The sequence below is a fragment of the uncultured Chloroflexus sp. genome (assembly GCF_938091255.1).
GTDB lineage: Bacteria > Chloroflexota > Chloroflexia > Chloroflexales > Chloroflexaceae > Chloroflexus.
This window is the reverse complement of sequence record NZ_CALLJH010000025.1, coordinates 1-15,990: the sequence shown is the minus strand read 5'-3', so window position 1 is coordinate 15,990 and position 15,990 is coordinate 1. Positions and strand designations below refer to the sequence as shown.

Below are 15,990 nucleotides of genomic sequence, written 5' to 3'. Positions count from 1 at the left end.
TACTACGTGTTATGATTATTACGATGCTGCTATATGAAGTATACCGATGGTTAGATGAGCGGTCAAGGCGTAAAGATGAGAATGCTCTCATAAATTTGCGCCGGCTCTGAATGTAGCAGATAGATGCGCATTGCGGCGCATGTGCAATGCGCAGGATCCAATGAAGGGCTTCGTCGGCATGGGCAATGTCTCGCTGCATCACTGGCATCGTTGGCTTGATGGGATGGCTCTTGTGACGGTGGCAGCCTACGTATGGCTGGTGTGGAGCGTGCAGACTGGCGCTGCTCCAATCGACCCGGTCTATGCCAGTATCCGCGAGCGTGGTGTGCTGCGGGTGGCGGTCGATCCCGGCTACCGCCCGTTTGTCGAAGATCAACATGGGATGCTGACCGGCTTTGACATCGAACTCGTACAAGCATTGGCTGCTGAGTTGGAGGTTGAGGTGGTGTTTGTGCGGAGCGGGTTTGATGCCCTTTACGATCAGTTGACTAGCCGGCAGGCCGATCTGATTGCCTCAGCTCTGCCCTACGCTCCCGAACAAGGCTACCGTGCCCGGTTTTCCCAACCCTACTTCGATGGTGGGTTGATGCTGGTTACACGAGCCGTTAGCCCGATTGCCGGCTTGCTCGATCTGCGCGATCGCCGCCTTGGCGTAGTGTTGGGCAGCGAGGGTGATGCCTTGGCGCGCCGCTTGGCTTTGACGACGCCGGTGACGCTCGTTGAAGCCGAAGAAGCCGCATCGCTGACGCACGCCCTGCGCGCTGGCGCGATTGATGCCGCGATCCTCGATCATGTGGCCGCATTGGGTGCGCTGGCCAACGGCGATCTGCGCATCGCCGCTGCGCTGTCCTACGAGCCGTATGTGTTGGCGATGCCCGCCGCCGCCTTCCAGCTCGAAGCTGAGGTCAACCGCGCGCTTGCCCGTCTCGAGGCGCGCGGGGTGTTGGCGGCTTTGCGACGGCGGTGGATGGAGCAAGGCTCTCTCCCATTGCTCCCTTCTCTCCCCTGATGGGGGTTACCGTAGAGGACGCTGAGGACGCGGAGGGAAAGCGATCAGTCAAAACCCCTTTGCGCCTTTCCGTATGCTTCGCGCCTCGGCGTTACCCCCCAGCTCCTCTCTCCTGATGGCGGGAGCGTTTTTTACCGCAGAGGGCGCTGAGGATGCGGAGGGGGCAGGGAAGAGTCACGCTGTCATTGCGAGGGCACGCAGCGATCGAAGCAATCTCCTGCTTCAGCGCACGCCATGCCTGAGCAGATCCTTCCTACTCACGCGAGAGCTTGCTTCACCTCACAGCGGGCCGAGTGGTGCTCGACTCTGACTGCTCGGCTCGCAATGACAATTTGGGGAGCGGCTCTTCCCCCAACACTTTCTGCGCCCTTGGTATTCTTCGTGCCTTGGCTCCCTTTGCGGCAAGGAGTCCGACTCCCCTTCCCCGGCGGGGGAGAGGTTGGGAGTGGGGGAAAGAGCCTTACCGCAGCGGGGGAAGGGGGATCGGGAGCGGGGTGCGGGCACTCCCCTCCCCCGGTGGGAGAAGGACTGGGTGTGGGGACAAGCTTAGTTCACAGCTAACCAGCGCCTGTCCGCCAACCGCGCCAGCCACGGTTGCAAGGCCGGTTCCCACACCGGTTGGGCGGCGATCAGTCGGCGCAGCTCTGTAGTTTCAATTGACATAATATTTTGAAGGGCGGCGATCAACGCTTCGACCTGCTCGAACTGGCCGGCTGTCTCGAACAGGGTGCGCGCCATGCCAAAGCGGTCGCCGATCGGGATTGCGAAACCCAGTTGCCGCGCCAGTGCCGAGCAGTCGGCCCGGCTGAGGAAGAAGCCAGCTTTGACCGGCGTGATCAGATGGCGGATCAGCGCGCTCAGATCGGTCTCTTCGTCGTGGGGGGTGGCCGGTTGCAGGGGAATATACTCTTGTACCACGACCGGCTCACCGGCTAGCCGCTCAAGTTCGCTGCCGATCAACTCCACCACTAAACTGGCCACCGTCTGATAAAAGGGATGGGCCGGAATGCGATGCACCGTGCGCGCCCAAATCGGCACCCAACCGGCGAGATGCTGGTGCAGCAATGTCGTCGCTTGCCGCCGCGCCCAACTGCGCAGCGCAGCGTCGCCATTCGCCTGCGCGGCGGCTTCGGTCGCGATCAGGCGTGCTAGGACGGTCAGTTCCAACCCCAAATGGTCTGGCGCACCCACATTGGGATCAGGGACAAAACCGCATGACTCGTACAATGCCGCCACTCGCTCGGCGGCGGCGGTGTTGAGCATCAGCTCTTCGTCGCGGTAAAGCGATTCGTAAGGGTAGACGTTGCGCCCAATCAGATATTCGTAGGCGACGGCTAACGCCTCGCGCCCGTCCCCCATTACATCAGCTAGTTCTGGCAACATCGCCGCCTCCGCCCATAATTCGGCGGCAGGCGGCGCTAGCAGTAGGCGGCCAATCAGGCTGGCTAAGGCCTGACGGGCCACCAATTCGGAATATGCCGTCACGACTTTTTCCTCGGCAACAAGTACGCTTCACGCGCCGGGCGGAATGGACGCAACAGCCAATGTGGCCGGCGCAAGCCGTCGGGTGAGACCTTCGACGCTGGACGGGTCATCGCTAGCCATTCGCGGTAGACTTCGTGCGCCCGCTTGGTGTCAACAAAAATGTCGCCGTAGCGGTCGTTCGGGCCGGCTGGCTCGATTCGCACTTTCTGGTGCCAGCAGTGCATACCGCTGATTGGGTCGGGATGCACTGAGAAGGTCAGGTTCTGATGCACACCGGCATCTTCCCACCAAATTCGCGCCGTATCGGGGTCTTCGCTCTGGTAAGGTTTGATGCCATGCACTTGGCGCATCTTCCACTGACCATCGCCCTCTTGCTTCAATTCTACCAGCGCGGTCGAGAGCTTGCCGCCACCGTCTTCTTGCAATCGCCAGCGTCCCAAGTGGTGGGAACAGGCGATTACGCCGGGGCGAATGCCTTCAGTCACCCAGACTCGGTCAACGAAGTAGCCAATTTCGGTGATGACCTTGATCAGATCGCCGGTGCGCAACCCTAGCCGTTCGGCGTCGCTGGTGTGGATCCAAACTGGGTTCTTGTGGCTGATTTCGTACAACCACTTCGCGTTGCCGCTGCGGGTATGGATCAACGTCGGCAAGCGGAAGGTCGAGAGAAGCACGACTTCATTCTTGTTCCGATCCACCTTGCTGGGGTGAACGTGACTATGGATATAGGTCGGAATGGCGTATTCGGGCCAACCCCAATCGCGCAGCGTCGTCGAGTAGAACTCAAGTTTGCGCGACGGGGTAAGAAAGCCGGTCGCGATGGTGCCATCTTCGAGCTGGATACCGATTGGTCGTCCGCGTTCCGGGTCTGGCTCGAAGTAGGGCAGCGGCGTGATATTCGACGACGGCTGGGCCGGCGTCTTGGTATAGACGATCTTGGTTTCAGGATCGATCGCCGCGTTTGCCAATTCGCTTGGGCTTGGCGGCTTGTCGAAGGTCGGCATAGCGCCTCTGCGAATCTCGAACGCACCGTAGCGCCGCATATACTCAAGCGGGGTCAAGCCCTCTTTCGCCGCTGCTTCGGGCAAACCGGGTACGTGGTTCTCGAACATCCAGCCGTACAACTCATCAACCGTAATCTTCTGGCCGGGCCGGTATGGGCTTTCAAAGGTCTTGCGCACGCCAAGGCTACCGTCGGGATCGATCCGCCACGACAGTTCGATCCAGAACTCCGTCTCTTCCCAGACTTCGCCGGGGTTGGCTTCGCGAGTGTCTTTAACCGACTTGCCCAAGCGCCGCATCGCTTCGCGCAACACCGGTTGGCGGAAGGCGATCCAGCAACCGGCATGGGTCTCTTGGCTCATCATATCGTGGCGCTCGGCCCCGACCCCCATCGGCAAAATGTAGTCGGCGAACCAACCGGTCTCGCTCCACGTCGGCGAGAGATGGACGTGCAACCCGATCTTGCTCTCATCGGTCAGCACTTCCAACCAGCTCATACCGTCGGGATTCGTCCACAACGGGTTATAGACGCGGGTGAAGTACGTGTCAACCTTGCCGCGACCCTCTTTGAGAAAGTGTGGCAACAGGATGCTCAGCTCATAAAAGGTGAGCGGGTACTCTTGCGGCCACGTCAATTCATTCCAGACTTTCGGATGCGGCGCCATGTTGGGATGGCGCGGCACCCACTTATCCCAGACATTGGCCGAGGTGCCGCCTTCGACACCAATCGAGCCGGTGAGCACATTGAGGAACCAGAGGCAGCGCGCGATCATCCAGCCGCCGAGATTGGCGCTGGTGGCGCTGCGCCAGCTATGGGTAGCCAGTTTGCCTTCGCAACGAGCGACAATCTTTGCCACCCGCTCGATCTGCTCAGCGCTGACCCCGCTCTCTTGGGCGGCGAACTCGAAGGTGTACTGGGCATACAGCTCTTGCAGCTTCATCTCGAAATGCTCAAAGCTGACCGGCGTACCGGGATGCTCGGCGCGCAGATAGGCATCCCAATTCACCCAGCGGCGCACAAAGTCGCGATTGTACTGGCCGGTGCGGATGAGATAATTGGCGATTGCGAGCAGGATAGCAGCTTCACTACCCGGCCATGGCGAGAGCCATTCATCGGCCAGCGAGGCAGTATTCGAGAGGCGGGTATCGAGCACGATCAGCTTGGCGCCGGCCATCTTGCCTTCCATGATCCGCTGGGCATGCGGGTTGAAATAGTGGCCGGTTTCGAGGTGCGAGCTGATCAGGAGGATCACGCGGGCATTGGCATGATCGGGCGAAGGCCGGTCATAGCCCATCCACATTGCTTGGCCGCAGCGTGCCCCCGATGAACAGACGTTGGTGTGCGAGTTGTGGGCGTCAACTCCCCATGCCGGCAGTACCCACTCCATAATTCCGTCGTGACCGGGGCGGCCAACGTGATAGATGATTTCAGTCTGGCGCTTTTCGATAATCGCCTTGCGGATGCGACCAGCAATCTCGTTGAGCGCCTCGTCCCACGAGACACGCACCCACTTGCCTTCGCCGCGCTTGCCGGCCCGCTTGAGCGGGTAAAGGATGCGGTCAGGATCGTAGACTTGGTTGAGCGTGGCCGGCCCCTTTGCGCAGTTGCGGCCCCGGCTACCGGGATGGAGCGGATTGCCCTCAAATTTCTTAATCTTGAGCGTCTCGACATCAACATACGCCAGCAAGCCGCAGGCGCTCTCGCAATTGAAGCAGATCGTCGGTACCAACGTATAGCGGCGGGCCACCTTCTGCGGCCACAGCTTCGGATCGTACTCCGTCCAGTCATTCCAGCGTTCAACCGGCGGATAGTCACGCAACTCAGTGCTGGCCGGTACAGTTGCCGGCGCATCGCTAGTGACATACCGGTCGACCGGCGGGGCCAGCGGTTCGACCCGCGCTTGCGGCTTCTGGCTGAGCGTTCCTAACAAACGGTTGAGCAATGACGTCGCCATAACCACACCTTTCCTAACTGTTCGGCACGTGTTGCGGCGCCATAACGAATGCATATTCAAAGGCGTACAGGCCAGCAATAGCGGCCAAGCCAGCTACCGCCAAGAGCGGCGCAGCCAAAGCGGGCGCGAGTAAGGCTAGCGCGATCAGGGCCAACGGCGCTACGTGACCCACCCCAATCGCACCTTGCCAGAAGTGGCGGCGGTAGCGACCGTGGCTAATGTCATGGGCGGCGCGGGCCGCAACTTCGCTGGCATGTGGAATGCCGAATTCACCTAACAGGAGCATAAAGAGATCGAGCGCAAGGCCGCCGGCAAACAGCCAGCCGAGCAAGGTGAGAATTTCGGCTGGCATCGCCACAAATGGCGCCATGAGCAACAGCGTTCCTGCGCCAACCATTAACGCTTGCACCAGCAAGTGAGCCGGCAAGAGCGGGCTTTGCCAAAGATCGCGACCTTCGGCTTGGGCGAAGAGAAAGGCGGTGTAAATTGCGGCCATGACCGCCAGCGGTATGCCTACCCACGCAAAGAGCGGGCGTAACCCGGCGATGGCCGCTTCCGGCCACAGATTAAAGGCCGCACCGGCTTCAGCAAGGAACCACAACCCAGCTACACCGGTAAAGCCGATCAGAATAAACGCGCCGCGGGTCAACCAACTGCGCCATTGCGGCCGGGTGAGAATGGTAAAGAACATATGCGGCTTGTCGAGATCGAAGACTAACAAGCCAGTGGTGATGCCGATAAAGAGCAAACTGACAAAGAGTGCTATCGCCAGTAGCGGCGCGGCCAGCGGCGCTAGCCCCAATCCGACTGCGACGGCAATCGCCAAAAAGACGCCGCTCCCAATCCCCTTCGTGACCAAATAGGCCGGCACCGGCCAGTGCCACGGAATCTTGTGCTGGGCGTTATAGGCGGTCTGCACCATGTGGCCGGCCACCCGCCCGCCCATCATCAACGCGCTCTGGCCGATCCCAAGACCTTGCTCGCGCGGCGGGCGGATCTTCGCACCCGAAGCGGCAGTGAGCGGGATGACCTCGCGGGCGGCCTTCACCCGGCCATTGCCGTTGCCGTGGTGGTGACCCACCAACTGCTCGCTGACCACATCAGCCCACATAAAGGTCGAGCTGGTGGTTGAGGCGGTTGGCGTCAATGTGGTCTGATCGGCGTCGATGTAGAACAACTTTGGCGCTGTACCCTGTTCGGGCTTGCGCACCGACACCGGCTCGCGGGCGATCAATTGGCTGATCAAGCTGTTCGGATCATCGAGATCGCCAGAGATGATCGCCTGTTCGGGGCAGACAATCTCGCAGGCCGGTTTGAGACCCTGATCAACGCGATGGGCGCAAAAATGGCACTTGGCGGCGTTGTGCGTGTCAGGATCGATGTAGATCGCGTCGTAAGGACACGCCTGCATACAGGCTTTGCAGCCGATGCACACCTTCGGATCAAACTCAACGATGCCGTCGGTGCGCTGGTACATCGCGGTGACAGGACAGATGCGGACACAGGGCGGATTGGCGCAATGGTTGCAGCGGGTGACTTGGAAGTGGCGGCGGGTGTTGGGAAACGTGCCGGTTTCAACGTACTTCACCCACGTGCGATAGACCCCAAGCGGCACTTCGTTTTCCGACTTGCAGGCCGTACTGCATGCATGGCAGCCAATACACTTCCGCTGATCGATGAGGAAGCCGTAGTTTGTCATGGCCAGCTCTTTCTGGCTATGAGAATAAGATCACAGTTGTATTATATCGTAACAGAAACCTACTTATCGAGCAAGCAGATATTTTCAATGTGAGGCATCGAATAAGTGCATACCTGCAACATGGTAAGGCGTCTGGGTGGAATGCGGCCGTGTGACTGCCGCTAGTAACTCAGGAGACTTCGGTATATGGAGTGCGACAGTGTGACTGCCGCACTCCATCATTATCCTTTCATCTGCATGGTACAATGCAGCCATTCTGATTCACGTATCTTAATTGTGAGGCCTGAAAGTGACCCTCAACCTGCACCTGTTGCGGATCTACGTCGCCGTGCTTGATTATGGCAGCTTTACGCGCGCCGCCGAGGCGCTGACGATGAGCCAATCGGCAGTATCGCGGGCAGTCCAAGAGCTGGAGCGACAACTCAATACCGTGCTGCTTGAGCGGCGTGCGCGCGGCGTAGCTCCCACCGAAGCCGGTATCGTTCTCGGCGAGCATGCGCGTCGGATCTTTGCCCACGAACGATTGGCGGTCGAGGCGCTCAAAGAGTTGCGCGGCTTGCAACGGGGCCGACTGGCAATTGGGGCAAGCAGCACGATTGGCATCTATCTGCTGCCGCCGCTGCTGGGGGCGTACCACCGCCAATATCCGGGGATTGAGCTGTTTCTCGATATTGGCAATACCCAACAGGTGCTCGATCACTTATTCTCCTACCGGATCGATATCGCCTACGTGGAAGGGCCGGTCACGCCACAGGAACATCTTCAGATTACGCCATGGCGCAACGATGAACTCGTGGTGATTGCCCCACCCGATGACCCGCTTAGCCGGCGCGCTCATGTGCCTGCCGCCGAACTCAACGGCGCGCCGTTTATCTTGCGCGAACCCGGTTCGGGTACCCGTGAGGTAATGGAACAAGCCTTAGCGGCACGTGGGATTACGATCCGTCCGGTGATGGAGTTGGGCAGCACCGAGGCGGTGAAGCAGGCAGTGAGCGCCGGGTTGGGCCTGAGCATGGTTTCGCGTGTAACGATTAAAGCCGAGGTGATTGCCCGCAAACTTGAGGTACTCAATATTCCTGATCTGGTGGTGCAGCGCCAGTTAAGCTGGGTGCGCCTGAGTGATCGTCCGCAGAGCCAAGCTTTGACAGCGTGGTTGAAGGGACAGGTATGAGGGAGGGGGGAGCAGAGATTAGGGAATGCTGTCATTGTTGGGATGCGCAGCGACCGACGCGACATTGTGGGCTTGGCCGGTTTGGGGTTTTGGGCAGGTTTCCATGATTATCTCATGCCTCTCCAACCCGCTCCCGCCGCACCGCGAGCGATTTTAGCAAGCAGCTCTTCGTAATGAGAAGTGTTATAATAGCCGTCAACTTGAGCAAAGCGACCAAAAATTCGCTAGATCTTTCATGTTTGAATCTGGGGGCTATTCTCAACAGGAGCCGGGTATGACCGTGAAATACACACGCTGGCTGCGCAGCTACGTTGGCCATCAACGCATTCTGCAAGTGCGCGCGAGCGGGTTTGTCCGCAATGAAGCGGGGCAGATATTGCTATGCCGGCGAGCCGATGTGATGCTATGGGATGTGCCGGGGGGGACGATCAGCCTCGATGAGTCGCCGGCGCGGGCATTGGTGCGCGAAGTTCACGAAGAGACTGGCCTGATCTTGGAGCCATTTAAGCTGATCGGGATCTATAGCGGCCCCGATTTTGCGTGGAGTTACCCCAACGGCGATCAGTCGCAGATTTTGGCTATCTTTTTCGCGGCCCGGATCATTGGCGGTGAATTGCAGCAAGCCGGTCACGAGAATGTCAATGTTGGCTTTTTCGACCCCAACCGGTTGCCGCCATTACTGACTCGCACGCGCCGGATGCTGGCGGATGCGTTCGCTGACCGGCCTGAAGCCTCGTTTGATTTTTGATGCAGCGCCGGACGGCCGTCCGGTTTCTGAAGACGCAGAGGTTTTTGGCCGAATAGCTATGAAGAAACACAAAAGGTGCAAATGTAAACATCTTTTTTGTGCCTTTTGCGTTTTTTCGTGGCTGTTCACCTTTTCCCTCTCATCAGCCTCGTGCGTAGTAGGACGGCGCAACTTGGCGCACGATCCCCTTCAGTTCCAACAACGCCAAAGCGGCAGCAGTCGCGGCTGCCGGCAACCCAGCGGTGCGGCCAATGGCATCGATATGCTGCGGTTCAGCTTCGACAGCTCGGTAGATCGCCTCTTCCTCGGCGGTGAGGGCTAGCTCCAGCGGCGACTCATTAGGCCGGTTCGGCCCATCTAGACTAAGCGCCTCCAATATATCGCTCGCATCAGTGATGATCGCCGCCCCCTCGCGGATGAGGCGGTGTGGGCCGGCGCTGAGCGGGTTAAAGATTGATCCCGGCACGGCCATGACATCGCGCCCTTGATCGAGTGCAAATTGCACGGTGATCAATGCGCCGCTTTGCTCGCTCGCTTCAGTAACCAGCGTGGCCAGACTCAAACCGGCGATAATCCGGTTGCGCGGGGGAAAGTTGAGCGGCGCGGGCGGCGTGCCGAGCGGGTAGTCGCTGATGAGCGTGCCGGCCGTGATGATCCGTTCGGCTAACGCGCGGTTCCGTTCGGGGTAGACGCGATCGGCGCCGCAAGCGAGCACTGCAATCGTGCGTCCGCCAGCATCGAGGGCGGCAGTATGGGCGATCGTGTCGACTCCCAACGCTAATCCACTGACAATGGTGACTCCCGCCGTGGCGAGATCGCGGGCCAGCCGGTGCGTAACCTCGCGCCCGTAGTTACTTGGCCGGCGGGTGCCAACGATGGCGACTGCGCGTTGGTCGGCCGGTGTCAATGTGCCACGCACGTAGAGTAGCGGCGGCGGCGCCGGGATCATGCGCAGCAGCGGCGGGTAAGCCGGATCAACGATTGAGACTGGAGTCACGCCAGCGGCGCGCAGCCGGGCCAGCTCGGCGTCGAGGTCGATGGTCTGGCGGGCGGTGCGCAAGCCAGCCATACTGCGCGCATCTAAGCCGGCGGCGATCATATCTTTGTCACTTGCATGCCACGCCGCGGCTACCGATCCGCACTGCTCGATCAAGCGGGCGAGCCGGAGTGGGCCGATGCCGGGCACAAGATTGAACCCAAGGTAGTAGCGGATGATGTCGTGCATAGTTGATTGCGCTCTCAGCAATGATCTCTATATAAGAAACCGCACCAGATCGGCAAAAGTTGCGCGAAGTGGGGCATAATACGAGTAAGGGAGATTATCGCGTAGACCAATACCTAGCAGACAGGAGCAAACGATGCCACGGGCAATATGGAATGGCGCAGTGATCGCCGAGAGCAATGCGACGATCGTGGTTGAGGGGAATCACTATTTTCCACCGGAGGCGGTGAAGCGTGAGTATTTACGCGACAGCCAGACGCATACGGTCTGTTCGTGGAAGGGGACGGCGAGCTATTACGATGTAGTCGTGAACGGCGAGGTCAATCGTGATGCGGCGTGGTATTATCCGGCGCCGAAAGAGGCGGCGAAGCAGATTGCCGGGTATATCGCCTTTTGGCGCGGGGTGAAGGTCGAGCCGTAAGCAGCCAAGGTTGCAGAAGGTGAAACGCAACGGCGCGAAGGCCGCAAAGGATAGGTAGAATACAAGCACGCTGACGCCTCATCCATACCCACTCTTTGCACCCTTCGCGATCTTTGCGCCTTTGCGTTAAGAATCTCCGCACCTGTGCTCGCTCTGCGCCTCGATATTACACTGCTTGGGCAGCTTCATCGCGGCGGCCACGGCCAAACCAATTCCGCCACTCGCGATGCTCCCACACCACCAGCAATTGGGCCGCATTGAAGATCGACGAATAGGTGCCGCTGATCAAACCAATCAGCAACATCAATACAAAATTGCGAATCGTATCACCGCCGAACAGTAGCAGGGCCGTGAGGGTAAAGAAGGTCGTCAACTGGGTATTGATCGACCGCGGTAGCGTCTGCACCAGACTATGATTCACAATATCGTCGAACGTCTCGGCGGGATGGCGGTTGAGCAGATTCTCGCGGATGCGATCAAAGACCACGATTGTATCGTGAACCGAGAAGCTCAGCGTTGTGAGCAGCGCAGTCAAAAAGAGGGCATCAACTTCCAGCCCAATCGCCACGCCAAGAATAGCAGCGATACCAAGCACCACCAGCACATCGTGCAGCATCGAAATCAGCGCGCAGACACCGTAGCGCACCGGATGCGGCGCCTTGCGGAAGGCCCACGTCAGATAGAGCAAGATCACCAGCGACGCGCCGAGCACCGCGATCACGGCGCTGCGGGTTGATTCGGCGCTGACCGTGGGACCAACGCTCTCAAGCCGTTCGCGGGTTACCGTGCCAAAGGCGTCGGTCAAGGCCTTCATCACCGCCTCGATCTCGCTATTCGGATCCGACTCGCTGAGCGGGCGGGTGCGCACCAATGCAGCGGCTACGGTACGACCGTCAACCGTTGTTGGGCTGAGCTGCACCTGCGCGTTCTCGAATCCACCCACTGCAAATGCTTGCGCAATGCGGTCGGTCGTTAATGATTCCGGCGTAGTATCCGGAAAGCGCAACTCCCACAATGCACCGCCAGCGAAATCAATGCTCGGTCGCAGCCCAATCGCAAACTGCCCGGTCGTGATGAGCGGGTGCAGGAACAGCATATACAGACCGGGCAAAATAACCAAGAGTGAAAACGCAAACCACCAGTAGCGACGGCGGACGAGATGTTCCATAGCGACATTACTCCAGTGTCACGGATACGATTCGTTGCACGCTTGCGCCTCCTCACCCGCTAGGAAGCCGCCGTCGCCGCCGGTGCAGTCTCGCGGCGATCGACGCCGAACCACCATGCGCGTTCATCGCTAAACAGCGGCAGCACGACGCGCAAGAAGGTACGGGTTACAATCACGGCCGTAAAGAGGCTAATCACAATACCAAGCCCCAGCGTGAGCGCAAACCCTTTGATCAAGCTGACGCCGAAACTGTTGCCAAACATAAACAGCACAATGCTTGTAATGAGGGTAGACACGCTCGAATCGCGGATCGCCGGCCACGACTCGACAAACCCTAACTCCAGTGCATTGCGAATATCGCGGCCCCGGCGGTACTCTTCGCGCAAGCGGGCAAAGATCAGCACATTTGCATCAACCGCCAACCCGATCGAGAGGATAAAGCCGGCAATGCCCGGCAGCGTCAGCGTCACCGGGATCAGGCGGTAAATGGCGAAGCTGATGACGGTATAAATCAAGAGCGCAAGCGTCGCGATCAAACCGGGACCGCGATAGAAGAGGATCATGAAGATGGCGACGACTGATAGGCCAATAATACCGGCAACAATGCTCGCGGCCACACTCTCTTGGCCGAGGGTTGCAGTCACGGTACGGCTCGTCTCGATGACTAGCGGCACTGGCAATGCACCATACTTCAACTTATTAAAAATCTGATTGCGTTCTGCTTCAGTCGTCACCTCAATCACGCCGGAGCCATCAGTAAGGGCGGCGTTGATCACTGGGCAGCTTACCACGACATTATCGAGCACGATACACATCGGGCGGCCAACGTTAGCAGCGGTAAACGAGGCCAAGCGGCGGGCCGATTCGCCGCGGAAGGCGAACGAGACCGCCGGACGGCTGCCGAGCGCACCACCCTGCGAGAAGGTTGGCTGCACGGCGCTGGTGTCGAGATCGGCGCCGTCGGTAATGCTCTGATAGATCGGGCCGAGGCTATTCACATCGGTGACGGTGCCGCTTTCGAGCAGTTGCGGCGGGTTAGGACTGCTTGAGGTGCGCACAATCGCGCCATCGGCCAGATATTGGCCCTGCGAGTCGATAAACTCAAGCCGGCCAGTGCCGCGCAGCGTCTCAATCGCCTGTTCGGGGTTAGCCACGCCGGGCAATTCAACAATAATACGGTCATTGCCAGCTCGTTGCACCACCGTCTCGCCAACGCCGAGGGCATTCACGCGCTGCTCGATCACGCCGGCGGCGGTGGCAATCTGTTCTGGGGTGGCATTAGGATCTGCCGAGCGCAACAAGACTTGAATGCCGCCTTGCAAGTCAAGGCCAAGGCGCACGCTGACATCACGGCCCAAGAAATTGTTGTTGGGGGCAAAATTAACGGCCAGCGCCAACCCAGTCACGACAATAATCAATATCAGCGCTGAAAGATTACGGTTTTGCACGGTAGCCCTGCTCCTCACTCATGTCGAAAAGCCGGCCCATTATAGGCCGGCGACGGCGGCGCGTCAAGGCCGCCGTCGAGGAAATAACCACAACGCAAGTCGTTGCGTTACTATAAACGCTCATCAGCGGCCAGCGGCGCGCAGTGCAGCGTCAATCGCCGTAAACAGGCGGCTCGAATCAACAAGCTGGCCGTTAACGCTAAACGACGGCGTTGCTTGCACGCCAAGTTCGGCAGCCGATTGCGCTGCGGCTAAGATCGCTTCGCGATGGGTACCGGCTTGCATGCAGGCATCGAACTGGGCGCGGTCAATGCCCACGATGCCGGCATAGCCGCTGAAGGTGTTCAGCGGCGAACTGAGTTGTGCCCAAATACTCTGGTTGGCGAAGATCTGGCTATGCATCTCCCAGAACTTGCCCTGATCGCCGGCGCAGCGGGCGGCTTCGGCAGCCGGCAACGCATTCGGGTGAATGTTAGTGAGCGGCAATTCATGATAGATAAATTGCACCTTGCCGGTATTGATGTAGTCACGTTCGAGAATTGGCTCAAGGCTGCGGGTAAAAAAAGCGCAGCCGGGGCACTGATAGTCTTCAAACGCGATCACCTTCACCGGTGCGTCGGGGTTGCCTTTGTAATAGAACCCTTCAGCCGTGCGCCCGACCGGCGCAGTCGGCGTTTTGACTTCACCCGTATTGCGGGTGAGGAAGACGATCAGCGCGGTGAGGGCCAAGACCGCTACCACACCAACCGCAATGTACAAATAGAGTAAGTTGTTCTGTTTGGCTACCTTGACACGGCGGCCACGGGTGCTCTGCACGCTCATTGCTGTCTCCTGACCTTACACTGCCAAAACTCGCGTCATTATAGCCATTGCCCGATCCGCCGTCAATTAGCCCACGAGGGTCGCCACAAACTCTAGCTCAAGCCGCACTTCGTCGGCCACCGTGTCAACCGATGGCGAATCGGGAATAATTAGGTTAAAATCGCGGTAGAGCACGGCAGTCTTCGCTACCCCGCTGATCTCAGTCTGGCTCACCGGCGTCACAGTGACGGTAAACGTCACCGGACGGGTGACGTCAGTAATGGTGAGGTCGCCTTCGATAGTGAACTCAAATGGCACGCCAATCGTAACCTTGTCCGGCAGACCATTGATCGCGCGCGGGGTGAAGGTGATCAGCTCGAATTGGTTGGTGCGCAAAATGGCGTTTTTGATGGCGCGATTGCGAAACTCGTTATCGGTGGCCAAGGTGCGGGCATTAATCTGGATCACACCCACTTGCGCCGCCGTAGGTACATTTGGGTCGAGAGCGATCTGGCCGGCCACCTGATTGGTCACGCCAACGACAGTCACAGGCTGGCCGCGCAGTACCTCATCGATCAAGAAACGAGCTTCCGAGCGGCTCTGGTCAATGGCGAAGAGTTGCAGAACCGGCGCGGTTGCAGTGGTAGGCGATACCGACGTCGTAGTCGCTTCAGCAACGACAGTGGTTGCCGGGGCAGCCGTTGGTTGGGCAAGAGGCGCTGTCGTAGGCAATGCCAATGGCACCGCTTCAAGCGGGCCGCTGGCCGCCTCGGGCGGGCGGAAGACGTAAAAGGCGAGCAGGCCCAGCGCAATCACTACAATGAAACTGATCACTACCACTATTCGTCGGATGGTCATCATCGCATATGCCTCGTAGTACAGAATCTGCACGTAATACCATCAACCATGATACTGGATCAGTGGCCTGAAATGCCGTTTTCTCATCAAACATTTAGCTTTTTGCTATGACATATAAACACAATTTTTGCTAAAAAGTGCTATACTTGAGAGAGATAGGAAGTAGGGTGTGAGGAGTAGGGCCGTGAAGGGTAGAACAGCACATGCATATCAGCCGAATTTCGGCCCACTTCGCGATCTACTGTTCATGTGAAGCGCGTTTGCATCCCTGTACCAACTGCTATGCACAGGAGGCATCCGATGGATCGGTCGAGCACGTTGTGGAAAGCGGCGCGAATTGGGCTAGTGCTCTTGCGCTATGCGTTTGGCGCAACGTTTGCCTATGGCGCGTACCACAAGATCACGCGGGGTTGGCTGACCACGCCGGTCATGCGCGAGCATTTTGAGCAGCGTCTCTCGGAGATTGATTCCAACAGCTTTAGCGCGGCATACTTACGCCATTTCGCCATTCCACTGTATCGCCCGATTGCATGGATTTTGACGATCGGCCAAGTGATTGTCGCAATCAGCATGCTCACCGGCAAAGGTGTGCGGCAAAGTGCGGCGCTCGCACTGTTTTTATTGATCAACATCAGTGCCGGATCGTACTTTAACGCGAGTATGCCGCCGTATCTGATTACAGCGCTCTTGTTGATGCTGGATAAGGAAGCGGGCCGGCTGGCGTGGGAGGAAACCACATTCGAGCAGCTTGGCGTGGGAGAGACGTTGTAGCGGTTGATGCGGTGTCCAAGTAGCCGCGTACTGCCGTGGGGCTGCGCCCTGCCGTGTGCGGCTACTTGCGGGCGAATAAGGAATGTGCTACAGTAATGGAGGTGCGGGCGTAGCTCAGTTGGTAGAGCATCTGCCTTCCAAGCAGAATGTCGCCGGTTCGAGTCCGGTCGCCCGCTCCATTTTATTACCCTCGCCGATCATACAGGTGAGGGTTTATTGTTGGAACAGAGAG

13 protein-coding genes and 1 tRNA gene are annotated in these 15,990 nt (G+C 58.8%); 6 read left to right on the top strand and 8 right to left on the bottom strand.

Features of this window, described 5'->3' with window-relative positions; all coding sequences use genetic code 11:
• The first annotated feature begins 160 nt into the window (after nt 1–160).
• Nucleotides 161–1,009, top strand: a complete 849-nt coding sequence (locus Q1A00_RS09375; protein WP_298407139.1) for an ABC transporter substrate-binding protein — start codon at nt 161–163, stop codon at nt 1,007–1,009.
• A 546-nt stretch (nt 1,010–1,555) separates the two neighbouring features.
• Here the strand turns inward: Q1A00_RS09375 and Q1A00_RS09370 are convergent.
• Genes Q1A00_RS09370 through nrfD form a run of 3 tightly spaced genes read right to left on the bottom strand, consistent with a single transcriptional unit; the run spans nt 1,556 to nt 7,150 of the window.
• Nucleotides 1,556–2,494: a molecular chaperone gene (locus Q1A00_RS09370; protein ID WP_298407136.1), complete on the bottom strand. Its 939-nt coding sequence runs from the start codon at nt 2,492–2,494 to the stop codon at nt 1,556–1,558.
• Nucleotides 2,491–5,451 (bottom strand): molybdopterin-dependent oxidoreductase, encoded by a 2,961-nt coding sequence (locus Q1A00_RS09365; RefSeq protein ID WP_298407132.1) that lies wholly within the window; start codon nt 5,449–5,451, stop codon nt 2,491–2,493. The genes Q1A00_RS09370 and Q1A00_RS09365 overlap by 4 nt, the downstream gene beginning before the upstream one ends.
• A 13-nt stretch (nt 5,452–5,464) precedes the next feature.
• The gene (nrfD, locus tag Q1A00_RS09360) at nt 5,465–7,150 is read right to left on the bottom strand and encodes an NrfD/PsrC family molybdoenzyme membrane anchor subunit (protein ID WP_298407129.1); all 1,686 of its coding nucleotides are present in this window, start codon (nt 7,148–7,150) and stop codon (nt 5,465–5,467) included.
• Nucleotides 7,151–7,439: 289 nt separating this feature from the next.
• On the opposite strand from nrfD, the gene Q1A00_RS09355 reads away from it, so the two are divergent.
• Together Q1A00_RS09355 and Q1A00_RS09350 are read left to right on the top strand one after the other, a co-directional pair.
• Nucleotides 7,440–8,321, top strand: a complete 882-nt coding sequence (locus tag Q1A00_RS09355; protein WP_298407127.1) for a LysR family transcriptional regulator — start codon at nt 7,440–7,442, stop codon at nt 8,319–8,321.
• A gap of 274 nt (nt 8,322–8,595) precedes the next feature.
• Complete coding sequence (locus Q1A00_RS09350; RefSeq protein ID WP_298407125.1) at nt 8,596–9,069, top strand: NUDIX domain-containing protein; 474 nt, start codon at nt 8,596–8,598, stop codon at nt 9,067–9,069.
• 142 nt (nt 9,070–9,211) lie between these two features.
• Here Q1A00_RS09350 and dprA read toward each other — a convergent pair whose 3' ends face one another.
• The gene (dprA, locus tag Q1A00_RS09345; RefSeq protein WP_298407122.1) at nt 9,212–10,294 is read right to left on the bottom strand and encodes a DNA-processing protein DprA; all 1,083 of its coding nucleotides are present in this window, start codon (nt 10,292–10,294) and stop codon (nt 9,212–9,214) included.
• Nucleotides 10,295–10,427: 133 nt separating this feature from the next.
• Between dprA and Q1A00_RS09340 the strand changes: the two genes are divergently transcribed.
• Complete coding sequence (locus tag Q1A00_RS09340) at nt 10,428–10,712, top strand: DUF427 domain-containing protein (RefSeq protein ID WP_298407120.1); 285 nt, start codon at nt 10,428–10,430, stop codon at nt 10,710–10,712.
• 166 nt (nt 10,713–10,878) lie between these two features.
• Here the strand turns inward: Q1A00_RS09340 and secF are convergent, their stop codons facing one another.
• From secF to Q1A00_RS09320, 4 genes are all read right to left on the bottom strand, one after another.
• Complete coding sequence (gene secF, locus Q1A00_RS09335; RefSeq protein ID WP_298407117.1) at nt 10,879–11,880, bottom strand: protein translocase subunit SecF; 1,002 nt, start codon at nt 11,878–11,880, stop codon at nt 10,879–10,881.
• 59 nt (nt 11,881–11,939) lie between these two features.
• Nucleotides 11,940–13,328 (bottom strand): protein translocase subunit SecD, encoded by a 1,389-nt coding sequence (secD, locus tag Q1A00_RS09330; protein WP_298407115.1) that lies wholly within the window; start codon nt 13,326–13,328, stop codon nt 11,940–11,942.
• Between the two features lie 123 nt (nt 13,329–13,451).
• A complete protein-coding gene (locus Q1A00_RS09325; RefSeq protein ID WP_299756436.1) occupies nt 13,452–14,150 on the bottom strand; it encodes a DsbA family protein in 699 nt (232 codons plus the stop codon).
• 66 nt (nt 14,151–14,216) lie between these two features.
• Nucleotides 14,217–14,990, bottom strand: coding sequence for a YceI family protein (locus Q1A00_RS09320; RefSeq protein WP_298407110.1), 774 nt, complete (start codon nt 14,988–14,990; stop codon nt 14,217–14,219).
• Between the two features lie 297 nt (nt 14,991–15,287).
• Between Q1A00_RS09320 and Q1A00_RS09315 the strand changes: the two genes are divergently transcribed.
• Together Q1A00_RS09315 and Q1A00_RS09310 are read left to right on the top strand one after the other, a co-directional pair.
• Entirely contained in the window at nt 15,288–15,758 is a 471-nt protein-coding gene (locus Q1A00_RS09315) for a DoxX family membrane protein (RefSeq protein ID WP_298407107.1), read from the top strand.
• Between the two features lie 103 nt (nt 15,759–15,861).
• A tRNA-Gly gene (locus Q1A00_RS09310) sits at nt 15,862–15,937 on the top strand.
• The last annotated feature ends 53 nt before the right edge of the window (nt 15,938–15,990 follow it).

Bases quoted from the DNA above. Each gene is read 5' to 3' on its own strand.
- Q1A00_RS09375 (WP_298407139.1), top strand. From the start codon at position 161: ATGAAGGGCTTCGTCGGCATGGGCAATGTCTCGCTGCATCACTGGCAT.
- Q1A00_RS09365 (WP_298407132.1), bottom strand. From the start codon at position 5,451: ATGGCGACGTCATTGCTCAACCGTTTGTTAGGAACGCTCAGCCAGAAG.
- nrfD (WP_298407129.1), bottom strand. From the start codon at position 7,150: ATGACAAACTACGGCTTCCTCATCGATCAGCGGAAGTGTATTGGCTGC.
- Q1A00_RS09350 (WP_298407125.1), top strand. From the start codon at position 8,596: ATGACCGTGAAATACACACGCTGGCTGCGCAGCTACGTTGGCCATCAA.
- dprA (WP_298407122.1), bottom strand. From the start codon at position 10,294: ATGCACGACATCATCCGCTACTACCTTGGGTTCAATCTTGTGCCCGGC.
- Q1A00_RS09340 (WP_298407120.1), top strand. From the start codon at position 10,428: ATGCCACGGGCAATATGGAATGGCGCAGTGATCGCCGAGAGCAATGCG.
- secF (WP_298407117.1), bottom strand. From the start codon at position 11,880: ATGGAACATCTCGTCCGCCGTCGCTACTGGTGGTTTGCGTTTTCACTC.
- Q1A00_RS09325 (WP_299756436.1), bottom strand. From the start codon at position 14,150: ATGAGCGTGCAGAGCACCCGTGGCCGCCGTGTCAAGGTAGCCAAACAG.
- Q1A00_RS09320 (WP_298407110.1), bottom strand. From the start codon at position 14,990: ATGATGACCATCCGACGAATAGTGGTAGTGATCAGTTTCATTGTAGTG.
- Q1A00_RS09315 (WP_298407107.1), top strand. From the start codon at position 15,288: ATGGATCGGTCGAGCACGTTGTGGAAAGCGGCGCGAATTGGGCTAGTG.